The 18084-nt window shown below is 70.8% G+C and carries 19 protein-coding genes and 1 pseudogene; 11 read left to right on the top strand and 9 right to left on the bottom strand.

The features are described 5' to 3' along the window. Positions 1 to 101: 101 nt before the first annotated feature. From dapF to miaA, 3 genes are all read right to left on the bottom strand, one after another. A complete protein-coding gene (gene dapF, locus OG766_RS26490) occupies positions 102 to 983 on the bottom strand; it encodes a diaminopimelate epimerase (RefSeq protein WP_266388453.1) in 882 nt (293 codons plus the stop codon). A 66-nt stretch (positions 984 to 1049) separates the two neighbouring features. Next, positions 1050 to 1502, bottom strand: coding sequence for a hypothetical protein (locus OG766_RS26485; protein WP_266388875.1), 453 nt, complete (start codon positions 1500 to 1502; stop codon positions 1050 to 1052). A 107-nt stretch (positions 1503 to 1609) separates the two neighbouring features. Further along, positions 1610 to 2548: a tRNA (adenosine(37)-N6)-dimethylallyltransferase MiaA gene (miaA, locus tag OG766_RS26480; RefSeq protein ID WP_266388455.1), complete on the bottom strand. Its 939-nt coding sequence runs from the start codon at positions 2546 to 2548 to the stop codon at positions 1610 to 1612. Positions 2549 to 2904: 356 nt separating this feature from the next. Here miaA and OG766_RS26475 point away from each other — a divergent pair, with 356 nt between their 5' ends. Further along, entirely contained in the window at positions 2905 to 3210 is a 306-nt protein-coding gene (locus OG766_RS26475; RefSeq protein ID WP_328726333.1) for a hypothetical protein, read from the top strand. 23 nt (positions 3211 to 3233) lie between these two features. Next, positions 3234 to 3506, top strand: coding sequence for an antitoxin (locus tag OG766_RS26470; protein ID WP_266388459.1), 273 nt, complete (start codon positions 3234 to 3236; stop codon positions 3504 to 3506). Positions 3507 to 3558: 52 nt separating this feature from the next. Here OG766_RS26470 and OG766_RS26465 read toward each other — a convergent pair whose 3' ends face one another. Both OG766_RS26465 and miaB read right to left on the bottom strand, forming a co-directional pair. After that, positions 3559 to 4275, bottom strand: a complete 717-nt coding sequence (locus OG766_RS26465) for a class III extradiol dioxygenase subunit B-like domain-containing protein (protein WP_266388461.1) — start codon at positions 4273 to 4275, stop codon at positions 3559 to 3561. A 65-nt stretch (positions 4276 to 4340) separates the two neighbouring features. Next, complete coding sequence (gene miaB / locus OG766_RS26460) at positions 4341 to 5831, bottom strand: tRNA (N6-isopentenyl adenosine(37)-C2)-methylthiotransferase MiaB (protein WP_328726332.1); 1491 nt, start codon at positions 5829 to 5831, stop codon at positions 4341 to 4343. A gap of 95 nt (positions 5832 to 5926) precedes the next feature. On the opposite strand from miaB, the gene OG766_RS26455 reads away from it, so the two are divergent. Next, positions 5927 to 6925, top strand: a complete 999-nt coding sequence (locus OG766_RS26455; RefSeq protein ID WP_266388467.1) for a TAXI family TRAP transporter solute-binding subunit — start codon at positions 5927 to 5929, stop codon at positions 6923 to 6925. On the opposite strand, the gene OG766_RS26450 is transcribed toward OG766_RS26455, so the two are convergent. Together OG766_RS26450 and OG766_RS26445 are read right to left on the bottom strand one after the other, a co-directional pair. Next, a complete protein-coding gene (locus tag OG766_RS26450) occupies positions 6915 to 8333 on the bottom strand; it encodes a sensor histidine kinase (RefSeq protein ID WP_266388470.1) in 1419 nt (472 codons plus the stop codon). The genes OG766_RS26455 and OG766_RS26450 overlap by 11 nt on opposite strands. A 15-nt stretch (positions 8334 to 8348) precedes the next feature. Beyond that, positions 8349 to 9050, bottom strand: a complete 702-nt coding sequence (locus OG766_RS26445) for a response regulator transcription factor (RefSeq protein WP_266388473.1) — start codon at positions 9048 to 9050, stop codon at positions 8349 to 8351. Positions 9051 to 9300: 250 nt separating this feature from the next. Between OG766_RS26445 and OG766_RS26440 the strand changes: the two genes are divergently transcribed. The 8 genes from OG766_RS26440 (at position 9301) to OG766_RS26410 (ending at position 15682) form a co-directional block, all read left to right on the top strand. Then, complete coding sequence (locus tag OG766_RS26440) at positions 9301 to 10086, top strand: amino acid ABC transporter ATP-binding protein (RefSeq protein WP_266388476.1); 786 nt, start codon at positions 9301 to 9303, stop codon at positions 10084 to 10086. An 82-nt stretch (positions 10087 to 10168) separates the two neighbouring features. After that, positions 10169 to 11020 carry a glutamate ABC transporter substrate-binding protein gene (locus OG766_RS26435; protein WP_328726331.1) on the top strand — a complete coding sequence of 284 codons (852 nt, stop codon included), beginning with the start codon at positions 10169 to 10171 and terminating at the stop codon, positions 11018 to 11020. An 84-nt stretch (positions 11021 to 11104) separates the two neighbouring features. Beyond that, positions 11105 to 11770, top strand: coding sequence for an amino acid ABC transporter permease (locus OG766_RS26430; RefSeq protein WP_328726330.1), 666 nt, complete (start codon positions 11105 to 11107; stop codon positions 11768 to 11770). Further along, positions 11767 to 12678, top strand: coding sequence for an amino acid ABC transporter permease (locus tag OG766_RS26425; protein ID WP_266388483.1), 912 nt, complete (start codon positions 11767 to 11769; stop codon positions 12676 to 12678). The genes OG766_RS26430 and OG766_RS26425 overlap by 4 nt, the downstream gene beginning before the upstream one ends. 174 nt (positions 12679 to 12852) lie before the next feature. Then, on the top strand, positions 12853 to 14487 hold the full coding sequence (locus OG766_RS26420; RefSeq protein WP_328726329.1) for an FAD-dependent monooxygenase: 1635 nt from the start codon (positions 12853 to 12855) through the stop codon (positions 14485 to 14487). Between the two features lie 31 nt (positions 14488 to 14518). Beyond that, positions 14519 to 14605 (top strand): putative leader peptide, encoded by an 87-nt coding sequence (locus OG766_RS36770; RefSeq protein ID WP_311307652.1) that lies wholly within the window; start codon positions 14519 to 14521, stop codon positions 14603 to 14605. Between the two features lie 148 nt (positions 14606 to 14753). After that, positions 14754 to 15281, top strand: a complete 528-nt coding sequence (locus tag OG766_RS26415) for a cysteine dioxygenase (protein WP_266388489.1) — start codon at positions 14754 to 14756, stop codon at positions 15279 to 15281. Further along, the gene (locus OG766_RS26410) at positions 15278 to 15682 is read left to right on the top strand and encodes a rhodanese-like domain-containing protein (protein WP_266388491.1); all 405 of its coding nucleotides are present in this window, start codon (positions 15278 to 15280) and stop codon (positions 15680 to 15682) included. The genes OG766_RS26415 and OG766_RS26410 overlap by 4 nt, the downstream gene beginning before the upstream one ends. A gap of 299 nt (positions 15683 to 15981) precedes the next feature. Here the strand turns inward: OG766_RS26410 and recX are convergent. Next, positions 15982 to 16701: pseudogene (recX, locus tag OG766_RS26405) on the bottom strand (recombination regulator RecX); the annotation flags it as partial. Next, positions 16584 to 17711 carry a recombinase RecA gene (recA, locus tag OG766_RS26400; protein WP_266388494.1) on the bottom strand — a complete coding sequence of 376 codons (1128 nt, stop codon included), beginning with the start codon at positions 17709 to 17711 and terminating at the stop codon, positions 16584 to 16586. The gene recA and the pseudogene recX, both read right to left, overlap by 118 nt. Positions 17712 to 18084: the final 373 nt, after the last annotated feature.

Here is an 18084-nt window from a genome sequence, read left to right as displayed (position 1 = left end):
TTCGAGCGATGGTTCAGGCGATGCCTGTTCCCCTCGGCCGTCCGGAACCCCTCCGGACGAGTCCGGGGGAGGAGTGGGAGCGGGTGGGCGACGCGTCCGGGCTAGGACGGGACCGTCGCGAGCAAGGCGGGGTCGAGGTGTCCCTCGGCGACGATCACGGCCGGGCCGGTCATCTCGATCTCGCCGTCGGGGTGTTCGGTGATCACCAGCCGACCTCCCGGGAGGTCCACCGTGTACGTCACCGGAGCGCCGGTGACGGTCGGGTCGGCGCCGTCCCTGCGCGCCGCGGCGACGGCGACGGCACAGGCGCCGGTGCCGCACGAGCGGGTCTCGCCCGAGCCGCGCTCGTGCACCCGCATGGCGACATGGCGCGGCCCGCGGTCGACGACGAACTCGACATTCACGCCGTCGGGGTACACGGAGGAGGGGGAGTAGGGCGGGACGGACAGCAGATCGCCCGCGTGGTCCAGGTCCTCGACGAACGCGACCGCGTGCGGGTTCCCCATGTTCACATTGCGGGCGGGCCAGCTGCGGCCGCCCACGGTGACGGTGACGCCGTCCTCGGGGAGCACGGCGCGGCCCATGGCGACCGTGATGTCGCCCTCCTTGTCGATGTGGACCCGCTTGACGCCGCCTCGGGTCGCGACCGCGACATCGCCCGTGTCGACCAGGCCGGCGCGCTGCAGGTAGTGGGCGAAGACCCGCACCCCGTTGCCGCACATCTCGGCGATCGAGCCGTCCGCGTTGCGGTAGTCCATGAACCACTCGGCCTCGCCGGCCCGGGAGCGCGCCTCGGGGTGCGCGGCGGAGCGCACGACGTGCAGCAGCCCGTCACCACCGATGCCCGCGCGGCGGTCGCAGAGCGTCGCGACGACGGAGGCGGGCAGCTCGATCGTGTTGTCCGGGTCGGGGATGATCACGAAGTCGTTCTGCGTCCCGTGGCCCTTGAGGAAAGCGATCGGCGAGGTTGCGGAGATGGTCACGCGACCATCGTACGGGGCCGTTCGGACACCCACCCGGGCCGTCGGCTGAGCCGCACCACCGTCAGGTCAGCGGAGCCGCGCCACCCGCCACACGGCGAGGGCGACCAGGGCCGCGGCCACGGCGACGTAGAGGGCGATCACGCGCCAGTCGGGGCGCTCGCCAGAGCTGCGCTCGGGCAGTCCCGGCCAGGTGTGGCCGACGCGACGGGCGGCCATCATGCCCCAGCCGGCGGCGCAGCAGCTGATCAGCAGCCCGAGCATGGCGACCACCGCGCCGCCGTCCCCGGAGCCGAAGGCGAGAGGGAACGCGAACATCAGCGAGCCGACCGCGGCGAGCCCCACGATGGGGGCGAGCTGCCAGATCCTGAGCCGCCGCTGCGGGCGCAGCTCGACCTCGACCTCGGCCGCTCCGCCCGACTCGTCCGCGAGCAGGTCGGGGGTCTCGTCAGGGCCGTCGGGGCTCAGACGGGGCAGGTCGTTCCCTGCCTGCTGTTCTCTGTCACGAGGGCCGGCCTCCATCGCCACGCGCCCTCCCAACTCGGACTCCGCTTGTCGATCGATGCTCGATGATGGCACGGTCCCGGGCACCGGGATGACGGGCAGGGCGTCCCGATGCCATCACGTGATCAGGCTGTAACCGGTCGTTCGACCAACGTGAGGGCACGCCGCGGCAGTTCCGCGCGGTCGGCGAGGGCGCCGCTCAGCCAGTGGACACGCGGGTCGCGGCGAAACCACGAGTCCTGGCGGCGCGCGAAGCGTTTGGTGGCGCGTACGGTCTCGGCGCGCGCCTCCTCCTGCGTGCACTCCCCCGCGAGCGCCGAGAGCACCTGCTGGTAGCCGAGTGCGCGGGAGGCCGTGCGCCCCTCGCGCAGTCCCTGTTCCTCCAGGGCGCGCACCTCGTCGACGAGGCCCGCTTCCCACATGCGGTCGACGCGGAGCGCGATGCGCTCGTCGAGTTCGGGGCGTGCGACGTCGACGCCGATCTGAACGGTGTCGTACACGGCGTCGTGACCGGGCAGGTTCGCGGTGAAGGGCTTGCCGGTGATCTCGATGACCTCCAGCGCACGGACGATGCGGCGGCCGTTGCTGGGCAGGATCGCGCGGGCGGCGTCGGGGTCGGCGGCGGCCAGCCGGGCGTGCAGTACGCCGGAGCCGCGCTCCTCCAGCTCGGCCTCCAGCCGGGCGCGTACGCCGGGGTCGGTGCCGGGGAACTCCAGGGCGTCGATCGCGCCGCGCACGTACAGTCCCGATCCGCCGACGAGGACGGGCGTACGGCCCTGGGCGAGGAGCCTGTCGATCTCCGCGCGGGCCAGCTTCTGGTACTCGGCCACACTCGCCGTCTCGGTGACGTCCCAGATGTCGAGGAGATGGTGCGGGACACCGCCGCGCTCCTCGGCCGTCAGCTTGGCGGTACCGATGTCCATCCCTCGGTAGAGCTGCATCGAGTCGGCGTTGACGACCTCGCCGCCGAGCTGCTGGGCCAGGTGGACGCCCAGATCGGACTTTCCGGCCGCGGTGGGACCGACGACGGCGATGACCCGCGGTGCGGGGGATGCGCTTCTCACCGACCCAGTCTCCCAAACGTCACGGGTGGTCCCCGAACGAGCTACGTGACGGCACCTCGGCGGGGTCGTTGCCTGTTGCGAGGTTCCGGCCGCCGGTTTTTGAACCGGCGCCCCCGGGCGGCGCAATGGGACGCCCCGGGCGGCGCGGAATTTCGCCCACACGAGTACGCTATGGAGTAGATATGGGCGTTTTTGCAAGGTTTCGCCGGAAGGCCAAGGGAACTGCCGAGGCGTCTGCCGAGGAGGGCACGGCCGGCACCACCAAGGCCGCATCCGCCGAGGAAGGCGTTACGGAGGGCGTTACGGAGGGCGTTGCTGAGGGACCTGCGGAGGGCGCCGTGAAGGGGCCTGTGGAGGTGTCTGCGGACGGTTCCACCGGCCCTACGGAGTTCCTGGAGCCCGGCGCGGACGACGGTGAGGCCACGGTTGACGCCGGGGCCGAGCCGGGTTCCGGATCCGGACCCGAGTTGCCGGAGGCTCCCGCTGCTGCCGCATCCACGGCGTCCGGTCCGTCGGACGAATCCGGACCTTCGGATTCCTCGGACTCCTCGGACTCCTCGGATTCCCCGGTCGCATCGGCCACGGAGTCCGTGGAGATCCCCAAGCAGCAGTCCGCCGAGGAGGCCGCGGACAGCGAGGCCGGTGAGGGCGCCCGTAAGTAGATCCGCACGAGCGAAGGTGGCCCATGAGCATCCTGGAGACTCTGAAGGCAAAGCTCGCCCCTGCCAGGGAGAAGGTCTCTGACCTCGCGCATCAGCACGGGCACAAGATCGAACACGGTCTGGACAAGGCCGCACGGACGGTCGACGAGAAGACCAAGGGCAAGTACAGCGACAAGATCGAGTCGGGAACCGGCAAGGCCAAGGGCGCCCTGGATCGCCTCGCCCACAAGGACGACGGCACACCGAAGGGCGAGGCCGCCCCGAAGGACGAGGGCACCCCTCCTACGGCCTCCTGAGACTCAAACGGCGGACGGCCGCGGAGCAGACGCTCCGCGGCCGTCCGCCGTGTCAGGACCAGGCGGCGACGAAGTAGCCGACACCGTACGGAGCGTCCTCGTAGAGCAGCTGCCCGCCCAGGTCGGCGCCCTCGGCGGCGCCGGCGAGGACCTGCCAGGGCGCGCGGCCGGCCACCTTCAGCTCCTCCGCCAGGGGCACGTCGAGCGCGGCGAGGGCCGCAAGGTCCGCCGCGCCGAGGGCCCGGGCGGCTTCGGCGTCGAACGGCGCGGCACGCTCGTCCAGGTAGCCGGGTGCCTTCAGGGTGCGGCAGGCGCTGCCGTCGCCCATCACCAGCATCGCGACCCGCCCCGCGCGGGCGGCGAGCTGTCTGCCGCTCTCCGCGCAGCGCTCGGCGGACTGGGCCGTGTCGACGCCGAGGCCTTCGACCGGGGCGTCGGCCCAGCGCGCGCGGTCGAGCAGCCAGGCGGCGACGGCGAGCGACACGGGCAGGGCCCGCCCCGACGCGGGGCCTTCGGATGCCCCCAGGCGTACGCCGATGCCCACGCCGAAGCCCGCGAACGAGCCGGGCGTCCCCTGGGCGTAGGGACCGGGCAGTTCATCGGCCCCGGCCGGGCCCACCACGATCAGCAGGTCGGGGCGGGACGCGGCGAGCAGGCCGAGCGCGTCCGCGCAGGCGGTCCGTGCGGCGTCGAGCTCGGGGGCGGCGCCGGCCGCCACGTCGGGCACGAGAAGCGGAGGGCTGGGACAGACAGCGGCGGCGACAAGCATGATCGCAGCCTAATGCGTGGGCCGTCGGCGCAGAGGTCCCGCTCGCACGCCGACGGCTTCGCGGCTCAGCCGACCGCCGAGCAGCCGCCCGTCGGGGCCGGCAGCGGGGCGGGCACGCCCACGGAGGGGAGGCCGAGCATGACACCGGCCGGCTGCTGGGGGGCGGCGTTGCGCTTCTCCCAGGCGTCGCCGGCACGGGTGCGGCGCACGGAGGTCGTCTCGCCCTCGGCGAGGAGGTGGTGCGGCGCGGCGTAGGTGATCTCGACGGTCACCACGTCGCCCGGCCGAACGTCCCCGCTGGGCTTGGTGAAGTGGACCAGACGGTTGTCCGGTGCCCGCCCCGACAGCCGGTGCGTCGCGCCGTCCTTGCGGCCCTCGCCCTCGGCGACCATGACCTCCAGAACCCGGCCGACCTGCTTCTTGTTCTCCTCCCAGGAGATCTCCTCCTGGAGGGCCACCAGTCGCTCGTACCGCGCCTGGACGACCTCCTTGGGGATCTGCCCGTCCATCTCCGCGGCCGGAGTGCCGGGCCGCTTCGAGTACTGGAAGGTGAAGGCGTTCGCGAAGCGGGCCTCGCGAACCGCGTGCATCGTCTGCTCGAAGTCCTCCTCGGTCTCGCCGGGGAAGCCCACGATGATGTCGGTGGAGATGGCGGCGTGCGGGATCGCGGCGCGGACCTTCTCGATGATCCCGAGGAAGCGCTCCTGCCGGTACGAGCGGCGCATCGCCTTCAGCACCGTGTCGGAGCCGGACTGCAGCGGCATGTGGAGCTGCGGCATCACGTTCGGCGTCTCGGCCATGGCGGCGATCACGTCGTCCGTGAAGTCGCGCGGGTGCGGCGAGGTGAACCGGACACGCTCCAGCCCCTCGACCGACCCGCAGGCGCGCAGCAGCTTCGAGAACGCCTCACCGTCGCCGATGTCGGACCCGTAGGCGTTGACGTTCTGGCCGAGCAGGGTGATCTCGGAGACGCCCTCCGCGACCAGGGCCTCGACCTCGGCGAGGATGTCACCGGGCCGGCGGTCCTTCTCCTTGCCGCGCAGCGCGGGCACGATGCAGAACGTGCAGGTGTTGTTGCACCCGACGGAGATGGAGACCCAGGCCGCGTAGGCGCTCTCGCGGCGGGTCGGCAGCGTGGAGGGGAAGGCCTCCAGCGACTCGGCGATCTCGACCTGCGCCTCTTCCTGGATGCGGGCGCGCTCCAGGAGCACCGGCAGCTTGCCGATGTTGTGCGTTCCGAAGACCACGTCGACCCACGGCGCCCTCTTGACGATGGTGTCGCGGTCCTTCTGCGCCAGGCAGCCGCCGACGGCGATCTGCATCCCCGGCCGCTGGGCCTTCATGGGGGCGAGCCGGCCGAGATTGCCGTACAGCCTGTTGTCGGCGTTCTCCCGCACCGCGCAGGTGTTGAAGACGACGACATCGGCCTCGCCCTCGCCCGTGCCCTCGGGCGCGCGGACGTACCCCGCGTCCTCCAGCAGTCCGGAAAGCCGCTCGGAGTCATGGACGTTCATCTGGCACCCGTAGGTGCGCACCTCGTAAGTCTTCGCGCTCATCTCGCACACCAGGGTACGGGGTGGTGACCCCTGGCCGCCCCGGTGTTCCCGGCCGGGCCTGGCCATCACCGGGAGTGAACTGGCAGGATCGCGCCATGCTGTCCGCCCTGTCCCGAATCAGTCGTCGCCGTGCCCTCCAGGGAGCCACGGCGCTGGCTGTCGTGTGCGGGCTGCTGCTGTGGTGGCTGCTGCCGCTCGGCGAGAGCGCCCCGAGCGGGCGGCTCACGTTCAGTACGGGCGTGAACTCCGGCGTGTACCAGCGGTACGGCGAACTCCTGAAGGGTGCGCTCGCCCGTGATCTGCCGAAGGTCTCGATAGACCTCAGGACCAGCGAGGGGTCGCAGCAGAACCTCGCCCGGGTGGCGAGCGGCGAGGCCGACTTCACCGTCGCCACCGCCGACGCGGTGGCGAAGTACCAGCGGGACGCGAGGCCGGGCGCGGACCGGCTGCGGGGCTGTGCGCGGTTGTACGACGACTACGTGCAGCTGGTCGTGCCGCGGGGCTCCCCCGTGCGTACCCCGGCCGATCTGCGCGGCAAGAGGGTGGGCGTCGGTCAGCAGGGCTCGGGCGTACGGCTCATCGCCGACCGGGTGCTCACGGCGGCGGGCCTGGACTCGGTGCGGGACATCGACCCCGTCTCCGCGGGCATCGACACGATGCCCGGCCTGCTGGAGCGGGACGAGCTGGACGCCTTCTTCTGGTCGGGGGGTCTCCCCACCGGTGCGGTCCAGAATCTGTCGGACCGCTTTCCGGTCCGGCTGGTGCCGGTCGACGACGAGCTGATCCGCCGGGTCCACGCCACGGGTGAGGCGACGCGCTACTACCACTCGGCGGTGATCCCCTCGGACGCCTATCCGAAGACGAGCGCCAGGGCACCGGTGCAGACCGTAGCCGTGGCGAATCTCCTCGTCACCACCGATCGCGCGGACCCGGAGCTGACCGAGCAGTTCACCCGCACCGTGATCAACAGCCGGGACCGGATCGGACGCGAGGTGCATCCGGCACAGCTGGTGGATCTGCGGACGGCGATCTACACCGACCCGCTGCCGCTGCACGAGGGGGCGCGGCGCTACTACGCGTCGGTCAAGCCCTAGGGTCGAAGGCGGGCCGGGCCGCCGGGGGTGTGCGCGGCAGTGTGACCGTCACCCGCAGGCCGTGCGGCTCGTGGTGCGCGTACGCGATCGAGCCGCCGCCCGCGAAGAGCAGCGCACGGGTGATGGAGAGGCCGAGTCCCGAACCCTTCACGTTCTGATGGCGCCCGCTGCGCCAGAAGCGGTCGCCGATGCGGGTGAGCTCCTCCTCGGTGAGCCCGGGGCCACCGTCGGTGATCTCGATCGTGGAGGTCTCCCCGCCCGCGGAGGCGGTGACGGTGACCGCCTCTCCCCGCGGCGTGAACTTCAGGGCGTTGTCGATCACGGCGTCCAGTGCGCTGGACAGCGCGATCGGGTCGGCCCAGGCGGTGACCGCGGGGCCGTCCCCGGTGAGCCGGACCCCCTTCTCCTCCGCGAGGGGGCGCCAGGCGGCCACCCGCTCCGCCGCCAGCTCGCCGATGTCGGTGAGCCGGATGTCGGCCGAGGCATGCTCGGCCAGCGCCAGGTCCAGCAGGTCGTCGAGGACCTGGGCGAGGCGCATGCCCTCGGTGCGGACGGAGGCGATCTCCTCGTTTCCCTCGGGCAGTTCGAGGGCGAGGAGCTCGATCCGCAGCAGCAGGGCGGCGAGTGGGTTGCGGAGCTGGTGCGAGGCGTCCGCGACGAAGGCGCGCTGCTGCTCCAGCACTTCCTCGACGTTGTCGGCCATCTCGTTGAACGAACGGGCCAGGCGCCTGAGTTCCGGAGGCCCGCCGGCCGGCGCGACCCGGGAGTTGAGCCGGCCGGTCGCGATGTCGTGGGTGGCGGCGTCGAGGACGCGTACGGGCCTCAGCACCCAGCCGGTGAGCCGGACCGCCGCGCCGACGGCGAGCAGCATCGCCGCGGACTCGCCGGCCGCTATCAGCAGCCAGCCCTGCAGGATGCGGGATCGCAGCTGTCCCGTGGGCGAGTCGGTGACGACGACGGCGACGACGTCGCCGTCGCGTACCACCGGTGAGGCGACGACGATCCGGCCGTCCTGCTGCCAGGGCCACACCTGCTGCGGATCGTGACTGCGACGCCCCAGCAGCGCCTCGGCGAACGCCTGCCGGCCCTGACCGGCCGGCGGGACCTCCCAGTACCAGGGTGCTTGGGCCATGGGAACGTCACCGCGGTAGAAGACGCCTGCGTGGATCCCGTACACGTCGTTGTAGCGGGTCAGTTCCTCTTCGAGGGCGGCGCGGCGCTCGTCCTGACCGGGGACGCCGTCGGTGACGAACTGCGCCTGGGCCGCGAACCGCGCGGCGTCGTCCAGCCGGTCGACCACGACACTCTGCTGCTCCGCGGCCGCCAGACTCACCGCGAGGGGGAAGCCCAGGGCGAGCAGCACGCCCGCCATGAGGACGATGAGGAGCGGGAGGAGACGGGTACTCAACGGGAACGGCGACCTTTACGCGGCGGACGCGACCAGGCGGTAGCCGACGCCGCGCACGGTCTCGATGAGGTCGGGCATACGGAGCTTGGAACGCAGCGAGGCGACATGCACTTCGAGCGTCCGTCCCGTGCCCTCCCAGCTCGTGCGCCACACCTCGCTGATGATCTGCTCGCGGCGGAAGACGACACCGGGGCGCTGTGCGAGCAGCGCCAGCAGGTCGAACTCCTTGCGGGTCAGCTGGACGTCCGCGCCGTCGACGCTGACGCGGCGCGTGGGAAGTTCGATGGTGACCGCGCCGATCCTGAGTGCGCTGCCCGCTGCCTGGGCCGACTCCTCACCGGGCGCGGTGCGGCGGCTGACGGCGTGGATACGGGCGAGCAGCTCGCCGGTGTCGTACGGCTTCACGACGTAGTCGTCGGCGCCGAGGTTCAGCCCGTGGATCCGGGAGCGTACGTCGCTCCGCGCCGTGACCATGATCACCGGCGTGGCGGTCAGCTTCCGGATCTTTCCGCACACCTGGTAGCCGTCCTGGTCGGGCAGACCCAGATCGAGCAGGATCACACCGAAGGGTGGTTTTCCCTCGGTGGCCGCGGGGAGCACGGCGTGGAGCGCCTCCTCGCCGCTGCGGGCGTGGGTCACCTGGAAGCCGTGCCGGGTGAGCACCGCGGACAGGGCCGCGGCGACGTGGTCGTCGTCCTCGACGAGCAGTAGTCTCATGGCCCCCCTCCGGGCGTAGCTCTCGCGTTGTTACCTGGGCATAAAGACCGATCTTCGCAGTGCGCGTCAAGAGGGTTCCCGTTAACCCGGGGTTTCCGTTACCCACCCGGTACGGCGACGACCACCCCGTTCACCCTGAGTGTCCGGTTGAAGCCGGATCGTTATGCTCAAATTCGGCTCAGATGTAATGACGCTGGTCGCACTCCGTCATTAAGGTCCTCCCAACCGAGGAGGACGGAGCAAGAAGCCGATGAGCGGAGTTTCAGTGACCAAGGGTGCCGAGGACGCCGTACCGGCCGCGACGGACCTGGTCGTACTGAGCAACGTCAACAAGCACTTCGGCGCGCTGCATGTGCTCCAGGACATCGACCTGACGATCGCGCGCGGCGAGGTCGTGGTCGTCATCGGGCCCTCCGGGTCCGGTAAGTCCACGTTGTGCCGCACGATCAACCGGCTGGAGACGATCGACTCCGGCTCGATCACGATCGACGGGAAGGCGCTGCCCGAGGAGGGCAGGGAGCTGGCACGGCTGCGCGCCGACGTCGGCATGGTCTTCCAGTCGTTCAACCTCTTCGCACACAAGACGGTGCTGGAGAACGTCATGCTGGGCCAGCTCAAGGTCCGCAGGACGGACAAGAAGGCCGCGGAGGAGAAGGCGCGCAAGCTGCTCGACCGGGTGGGCGTCGGCTCACAGGCCGACAAGTACCCGGCGCAGCTCTCCGGCGGTCAGCAGCAGCGCGTCGCGATCGCGCGGGCCCTGGCGATGGACCCCAAGGTCATGCTGTTCGACGAGCCGACCTCCGCGCTCGACCCCGAGATGATCAACGAGGTGCTGGAGGTCATGCAGCAGCTCGCGCGGGACGGCATGACGATGGTCGTCGTCACCCACGAGATGGGCTTCGCCCGCTCGGCCGCCAACCGCGTCGTGTTCATGGCGGACGGCAAGATCGTCGAAGAGGCGACGCCCGAGGAGTTCTTCAGCAATCCGCGCAGCGACCGGGCCAAGGACTTCCTTTCGAAGATCCTGCACCACTGAACCCATTCACACCTGGGCATCGTTGGCCCGGGGCAGGGTTCTGCTGATCGCCCACATCACGTCTAACCAAGGGAAGTTCACCATGAAGCTCCGTAAGGCCTCCGCCGCCGCAGCCGCTGCCGTCGCGCTCGCCCTCACCGTCTCCGCCTGTGGTTCCGGCAAGAAGGACGACGCGGCCGGCGGTGGTTCCGCGGGCGGCGGCGACAAGATCACGATCGGTATCAAGATCGACCAGCCGGGCATCGGCCTGAAGACGCCGGACGGCAAGTACCAGGGCTTCGACGTCGACGTGGCCCGCTACGTGGCCAAGGAGCTCGGTTACGAAGAGGGCGACATCGTCTTCAAGGAGACCAAGAGCGCCGACCGCGAGACCGCGATCGAGCGCGGCGACGTCAAGTTCATCGTCGCCTCCTACTCGATCAACGACAAGCGTCTGGCCAAGGTGGACTTCGCCGGCCCGTACCTGCTCGCCCACCAGGACATCCTGGTCCGCGCCGACGACGACTCGATCAAGTCCCCGGAGGACCTGAACAACAAGAAGCTCTGCTCTGTCGTCGGTTCGACCTCGGCGCAGAACGTCAAGGAGAAGCTCGCCCCCAAGGCGCAGCTCCAGACGTACGGCGGCTACTCCGAGTGCCTCACCGGCCTGGAGAACAAGGTCATCGACGCGCTCACCACCGACGACTCGATCCTCGCCGGCTACGCCGCGCAGGAGTCGTTCAAGGGCAAGTTCAAGCTCGCCGGCTTCAAGATGAGCAACGAGAACTACGGCATCGGCCTGAAGAAGGGCGACGCCGAGCTCAAGGGCAAGATCGACAAGGCGCTGGAGAAGATGGTCCAGGACAAGTCCTGGGACAAGGCCGTCGAGGCTCACTTCGGCCCGGCCGGCTACAAGAACGAGCCCGCGCCGAAGATCGGCAACATCGTCAAGTGACGCTTGGCTGACCGGGCGCGCCGCCGCTGACGGCGGCGGCGCGCCGAGTCCTTCCCACACGCAGACGCGGAAGCGCGGGAGATCGTGTTCGACTTTCTGAATATGGACGCCCTGCTGGGCGCCTTCTGGGTGACGGTGAAGCTCACCGTCTACTCGGCCATCGGCTCCCTGATATGGGGAACGCTGCTGGCCGGCATGCGGGTCAGCCCGGTGCCGCTGATGCGGGCCGTCGGCACCGCGTACGTGAACGTCGTGCGTAACATCCCGCTCACCGTCGTCATCCTCTTCACCTCGCTGGGGCTGTTCCAGACGCTGGGCGTCACCCTGGGCGGGGATGTCTTCGAGGTGATCAACTTCCGGCTGGCGGTGCTGGGACTGATCGCCTACACCGCGTCCTTCGTGTGCGAGGCGCTGAGGTCCGGCATCAACACCGTGCCCGTCGGGCAGGCGGAGGCCGCGCGGGCCCTGGGGCTGAGCTTCACCCAGGTGCTGACTCTCATCGTCCTTCCGCAGGCCTTCCGGTCGGTCGTCAACCCGCTGGCCAACGTACTGATCGCGCTGACCAAGAACACCACCGTCGCCTCGGTGATCGGTGTCGCGGAGGCCTCGCTCCTCATGAAGTCCTGGATCGAGACGTACGCCGCCCTGATCCCGATCGTCGCGGTCTTCGCGTTCGGCTTCATCTGCCTCACGCTGCCGACCGGACTGGTGCTCGGATGGGTGAGCAAGAAGGTGGCGGTGAAGCGATGACCTCCGTTCTCTACGACGCCCCGGGCACCCGTGCCAAGCGGCGCAACATCGGGTACACCATCCTGTTCACGGCCGTGCTCGCCCTGGTCGTGTGGTGGGTGTACGACGGTCTCAGCTCCAAGGGCCAGCTCGACTGGATCAAGTGGGAGCCGTTCTTCACGAGTTCCCAGCCGTACACGACCTACATCTGGCCCGGGCTGCAGAACACCCTGATCGCCGCGTCTCTCGCCCTCGTCATCGCGCTGCCGCTCGGCGCGGTCTTCGGTATCGCCCGGCTCTCCGACCACGGGTGGGTCCGCGGTGCCGCCGGCACGGTCGTGGAGTTCTTCCGCGCCATCCCCGTGCTGATCCTGATGCTGTTCGCCAACCAGGCGTACGCCGACTTCACGAACATCAGCAGCGACGTGCGCCCGCTGTACGCGGTCGTCACCGGTCTGGTGCTCTACAACGCCTCGGTGCTCGCGGAGATCGTCCGGGCCGGCATCCAGTCCCTGCCGAGCGGCCAGACGGACGCCGCGAAGGCGATCGGCATGCGCAAGGGCCAGACGATGCGGCACGTGCTGCTTCCGCAGTCCGTGACGGCCATGCTCCCCGCGATCGTCAGCCAGATGGTGGTCATCGTGAAGGACACCGCGCTCGGGGGCGCGATGCTCTCCTTCTCCGAGTTGCTGGCCTCGGTCCGCCCGATGAGCGCCAACTACGGTGCGAACACGATCGCCAGCTTCACGGTCGTCGCCGTCATCTTCGTCGCCCTGAACTTCGCCCTCACCACGATGGCGGGCTGGCTGGAGCGCAAGCTGCGGCGCGGCAAGAAGAGCACGGGCGCGGTGGTGCACGCCGGGCCCGGCGGCGGTCTGGAGACCGTTGGCCCTCCCGTCCTGAAGGTCGACGACGGCAACGCGAGCTGACGGACCGAAGGACACCCGGTCGGTGAGGGGCGACGGCGCGAGAGCGCCGTCGCCCCTTCGTCGCTTGACGGGGGCACCGGCAGTGGGTTGCATACGTTCTGTGATCGCGCACCGGGCCCCAACCGGCCCAACCCCACTGTTCGCTCTGTCCCTGCGGGTCTCGGGAGCAACGCCGTGGACCCGGTGATCGTCGTCGGCGCGGGCCCCGTGGGGCTCGCGCTCTCGCTGGCCCTGGCCGCGCAGGGCGTTCCCTCCGTCGTCCTCGACGAGGGCGCGGGGAAGGACGAGCCGCGCACCGCACGTACGGTCGTCCTGCGAGCCGACACGGCCGCCCTGATGGAACGGCTCGGCTGCGCCACGATCCGTGACGAGGGTGCCCGCTGGGTCGGCTGGCGGTCACTGAGGCGCAAGCAGGAGTTGCGCACGCTGCGGCTCGGCGGAAACGATCTGCCTGCCCCGGTGCACATTCCGCAGCACGCTCTGATGCGGGGGCTGCGGGACGCCGTCGCCGCCGTCGATCTGGTGCAGACCACCACGCACAGCCGGCTCGACGCACTGGAGCAGGACGCCGGCGGGGTCACCGCGCACACCCGCGGACCGGGGGCGACCTGGTGGCGCGGGAGCTATCTGGTCGGCTGCGACGGGGCACGGTCGACCGTGCGGAAGCTGCTCGGCATCCGCTTCGCCGGCCGTACCGCGGTGGAGCGCCATGCCGTCGCCGCCCTGCGTACCGAACTGCCCTGGCCGGGCGAGGCCGTGCTGCACCGGATGCCGCCGTGGCGCGCGGTCGGCGAGGAGGTGACCGCCAGGGCGCTGCCGGACGGCGCCTGGCGGTTGGACTGGCTGCTGCCGGCCCGCGGCGAACTGGTGACACCCGACGCGCTGGTGTCCCGCGTACGGGACACGCTGTCCGGCTGGTGCGACGGGCCACCGCAGTACGACCTCATCGACACCGGCGTCTACACCCTGCACCACCGCCTTGCCCGGCGGTGGCGCGTGGACCGCGCGTTCCTCGCCGGGGACGCCGCCCATCTCCTCGGTGCCGTCGGCACCCAAGGGCTGGACGAGGGGCTGCGTGACGCCGAGAACCTGGCGTGGAAGCTGGCCCAGGCCTGGCACCACGGAGCCTCGGACACCCTGCTCGACAGCTACCAGGCCGAGCGGCGCACAGCGGTGGCCGCACGGCTGCGCGCCGCCGACCAGTCGCTGCCGATACTGCGCGGAAGCGGAGGGCTGCGGGCCTGTCTGCCGGGTGCGGCACGCGGCCACGACACCCTCCTGACCGACGGGCACCTGGGGCTCGGCGCGCTGGGTGCGCCCCCCGCGTACCGGCACTCCCCCCTCGCGCCTCCACACGCCGAGGCGCACGCGGCTGTCGGGACCCCGATCGGCGCACCGGTCGCCGATGTGCTCGTCATGGCGCCGGACGGCACGACCGTACGGCTCTGGGACCGGCTGGGGCGGGGCCGGATGCTGGTGGTCCTGGTCGCTCCGGGCACGGGGGTGTGGGACCGACGGCACTGGATGACGGCGGGTGTGATGCCCCGGCTCGCCTCCGCCGTGTCGGCGCTGCCCGCTCCGGCGGAGCTGCTCGTCGCCGAGTCCTATCCGGGGGCCTCGGCACACACGGTGCTGCTGGTACGGCCGGACGGGCACCTGGTCACGGCTTTCGGGGGCGTGCGCCCCGCCGAGCTGTACGCGGCGGCGGACGCGGTACGGGGCGGTGCGCCAGGATCCTCGCCGCGGCGCGAGGACCACGCCTCTGGCCTGTCGGGGCGAGCCTTCGACCGTACTGCGGACATCAATTGACCGACGCGGGCGCACATGGTGTACTCCGGGCATGACCGACACCGATGTGCGCCTGTGGCGGAGGGTCCATATGGATCTGCTCCGCTATGCGGGCTGCGTGTGTCGCCCGTCCTGCTGACTTCGCCTTCCTTCTCCTCCTCGCGGCCACGTCCGTGCGCGATGCGTACACGCATACGTACACACGCACTCACGTCGGCGCATCCACGCCTACGTGCCTGCGTACGCCGGGGCCGCGCGCACCACTGCGAACTCCCAGGACGGTTCTCGTGCCCCAGTCTGTTCCTGTACGTACGGAAGAGGCCGCGCCCACCGCGGCCGAGCTGCTCGACTTCGTTCGGCACACCGCCGCCGACACCGAACTGATCGCCTCGCTTCCCCTCGACCCCGAGGGCCGCACATGGGTGCGGCTGACCGGGCCGGGCGGCAGTGAGGCGTGGCTGATCGCCTGGCCGCCGGGCACCGGCACCGGCTGGCACGACCACGCGGAATCGGTCGGTGCCTTCGCCACGGCGTCGGGCGAACTCAAGGAGAACTCCCTCGCTGTACGGCTCCCGGCGAGCGGCTGGAGGACCCTGGAGCTGGCCGAGGACGTGGACCGCGAGCGGCGGCTCGGCCCGGGGCAGGGGCGGGCGTTCGGCCGGCACCATGTGCACGAGGTGCTCAACGAGTCCACGGCCGAGCACGCGGTCTCGGTCCACGCGTACTATCCGCCGCTGCCGCTGATCCGCCGTTTCAGCAGGACCGGCGCGGTGCTGCGTCTTGAGCAGGTCGAGCGTCCGGAGGACTGGCAGTGAGTGAACGATCCCTGGGCATCGACGACTTGCTGGAGCGGGTGCGTGAGGGACTGGACCGTGTCGGGCCGCGCGAGGCGTTCGAGGCGGCGGCGGACGGGGCGCTGCTGGTGGACATCCGCTATGCGGCGCTGCGCGACCGGGACGGGCTGATCCCCGGGGCGCTCGTCGTCGAGCGCAATGAGCTGGAGTGGCGGCTGGACCCGCTGGGCAGCCATCGCGCACCGGAAGCCACCAGCCACGATCTGCGGGTCGTGGTCGTCTGCAACGAGGGGTACGCCTCGTCGCTCGCAGCGGCTTCGCTCAAGCAGCTCGGGCTGCACCGCGCGACCGATCTCGCGGGCGGCTTCCAGGCATGGCGGGCGGAAGGGCTGCCGGTCCGGGTGCCGGGCGCAGGGGCGTAGGCGGGCCCCGCACCGCGGGCCCGTGCACCGGACGGGCCTCGGCCGAGGCCCCTCAGCCGGGCAGGCCTCGGCGATCGGACCTCAGCAGCGGTACAGGGCGGCCTGCGGAGCACGGAAGCGGACCGGTGTCCCGGGGCGCGGTCTCCCTCGCCCCGTCCCCTCCGGGGACACCGGTCCGCTCCTGTGGGTCTTTTCGATCGGCCCCCACGTCGGGCCGGGCGGGCCGGGCACTCCTGGGCTGTGTCTGACGCATCCCGCCGACGCGCTGCGGGCGGACGGCGCCATTCCGTCAGTTGGGCTCAGGACAGACCGTCTTCCAGGCCGTCCAGGCCTTCGGTGTCCTCGCCCTCTTCCTCGAGGGCCCGGCGGACCACCCGCAGGGCCATGCCCTCCGGGTATCCCTTGCGGGCGAGCATGCCCGCAAGACGGCGGAGCCGGCGGTCCCGGTCGAGGCCGCGGGTGGAGCGGAGCTTGCGGGCGACCAGCTCGCGGGCCGTCTCCTCCTCCTGATCGGAGTCGAGCTGCCCGACCGCCTCGTCGATCAGCGCCGAGTCGACGCCCTTGGTGCGCAACTCGCGGGCGAGGGCGCGGCGGGCCAGGCCCCGCCCATGGTGCCGGGACTCCACCCAGGCGTCCGCGAACGCGGCGTCGTCGATGAGGCCGACGTCCTCGAATCGGGACAGGACCTCCTCGGCGATCTCCTCCGGGATCTCACGCTTGCGCAGCGCGTCGGCAAGCTGCTTGCGGGTGCGCGGGGTGCCGGTGAGCAAGCGCAGACAGATCGCCCGCGCCCGCTCGCCGGGATCCTGGGGCGGCAGCTCGTTGTCGGCCCTCGACGATGCGGAACTGCCGCCCGGCCTGTCCGCGGTACGCCGCGTGCTGGGGTCGGGCACGGTACCGGTCAGCTCTTGGTCGCCGTAGCCGCCTTGGTGGCCTTGGTCGCCTTGGCGGCGGGCGCGGGCACCGACTTCGCGGGCGCGTCGGTCGGGCTCGCCGCCGCGTCCGCAGCCGGCTCGGCCGCCGGGGCTTCGGGGCTCACTCCGACGCCCAGCTTCTCCTTGATCTTCTTCTCGATCTCATCGGCGAGATCGGGGTTGTCCTTCAGGAAGTTGCGCGCGTTCTCCTTGCCCTGGCCGAGCTGGTCGCCCTCGTACGTGTACCAGGCGCCGGCCTTGCGGACGAAGCCGTGCTCCACGCCCATGTCGATCAGGCCGCCCTCGCGGCTGATGCCCTGGCCGTAGAGGATGTCGAACTCGGCCTGCTTGAAGGGCGGCGCCACCTTGTTCTTGACGACCTTGCAGCGGGTGCGGTTGCCGACGGCTTCCGTGCCGTCCTTCAGGGTCTCGATGCGGCGGATGTCGATACGCACCGAGGCGTAGAACTTCAGCGCGCGGCCACCGGTCGTGGTCTCCGGCGAGCCGAACATCACGCCGATCTTCTCGCGGAGCTGGTTGATGAAGATCGCCGTGGTCTTGGACTGGTTGAGCGCGCTGGTGATCTTCCGCAGCGCCTGGCTCATCAGCCGGGCCTGGAGACCGACGTGGGAGTCACCCATCTCGCCCTCGATCTCCGCACGCGGCACGAGCGCGGCGACGGAGTCGATGACGATCAGGTCGAGCGCGCCGGAGCGGACGAGCATGTCGACGATCTCGAGCGCCTGCTCGCCGTTGTCCGGCTGGGACAGGATCAGATTGTCGATGTCGACACCGAGCTTCTTCGCGTACTCGGGGTCGAGGGCGTGCTCGGCGTCGATGAAGGCGACCTGGCCGCCGGCCTTCTGCGCGTTGGCGACGGCGTGCAGCGTCAGGGTCGTCTTACCGGAGGACTCCGGTCCGTACACCTCCACCACACGGCCACGCGGCAGGCCGCCGACGCCGAGCGCGACGTCGAGTGCGGTCGACCCGGTGGGGATGACCTCGATGGGCTCGTTCGGCCGCTCGCCCAGGCGCATCACGGCGCCCTTGCCGAATTGTCGTTCAATCTGTGCGAGCGCGGCGTCGAGCGCCTTCTCGCGGTCGGTTCCTGCCATGGGTTCCACCCGATTTGCTTGAGTCGATCGCTTCACGTCAAAGACGCTATCCCGTGCCACTGACAATGCGCCCCGGCGTCCCTCCAGCCTGTGGAAAACCCGGCGAAAACCCCGGGATTCCAAGGCCGGACTCCCATGAGAATGGATGTTCGATTTTGGTGTCAAGCGCACCACCCGCACCGGGGACGGAGGTGCTGTGACCGAGCGTCGTGGTCGGCCAGTGAGCGTGATGGCTGGCCGCCCGCACCATGGAGGACGCAGCTTCGACCCTGTCCCCGACGCGCCGAACAGGCATCTCCGCAGGTCAGACGGTGCGACCAGCCAGCTCAGGTAGGCGATCAAAGCCAGGCAAGCGAGCAGGACGCAGGCGACC

The sequence above is a fragment of the Streptomyces sp. NBC_00259 genome, assembly GCF_036181745.1.
GTDB lineage: Bacteria > Actinomycetota > Actinomycetes > Streptomycetales > Streptomycetaceae > Streptomyces > Streptomyces pratisoli.
The sequence above is the reverse complement of the archived record's forward strand: the minus strand, read 5'-3'. Positions and strand labels throughout refer to the sequence as shown.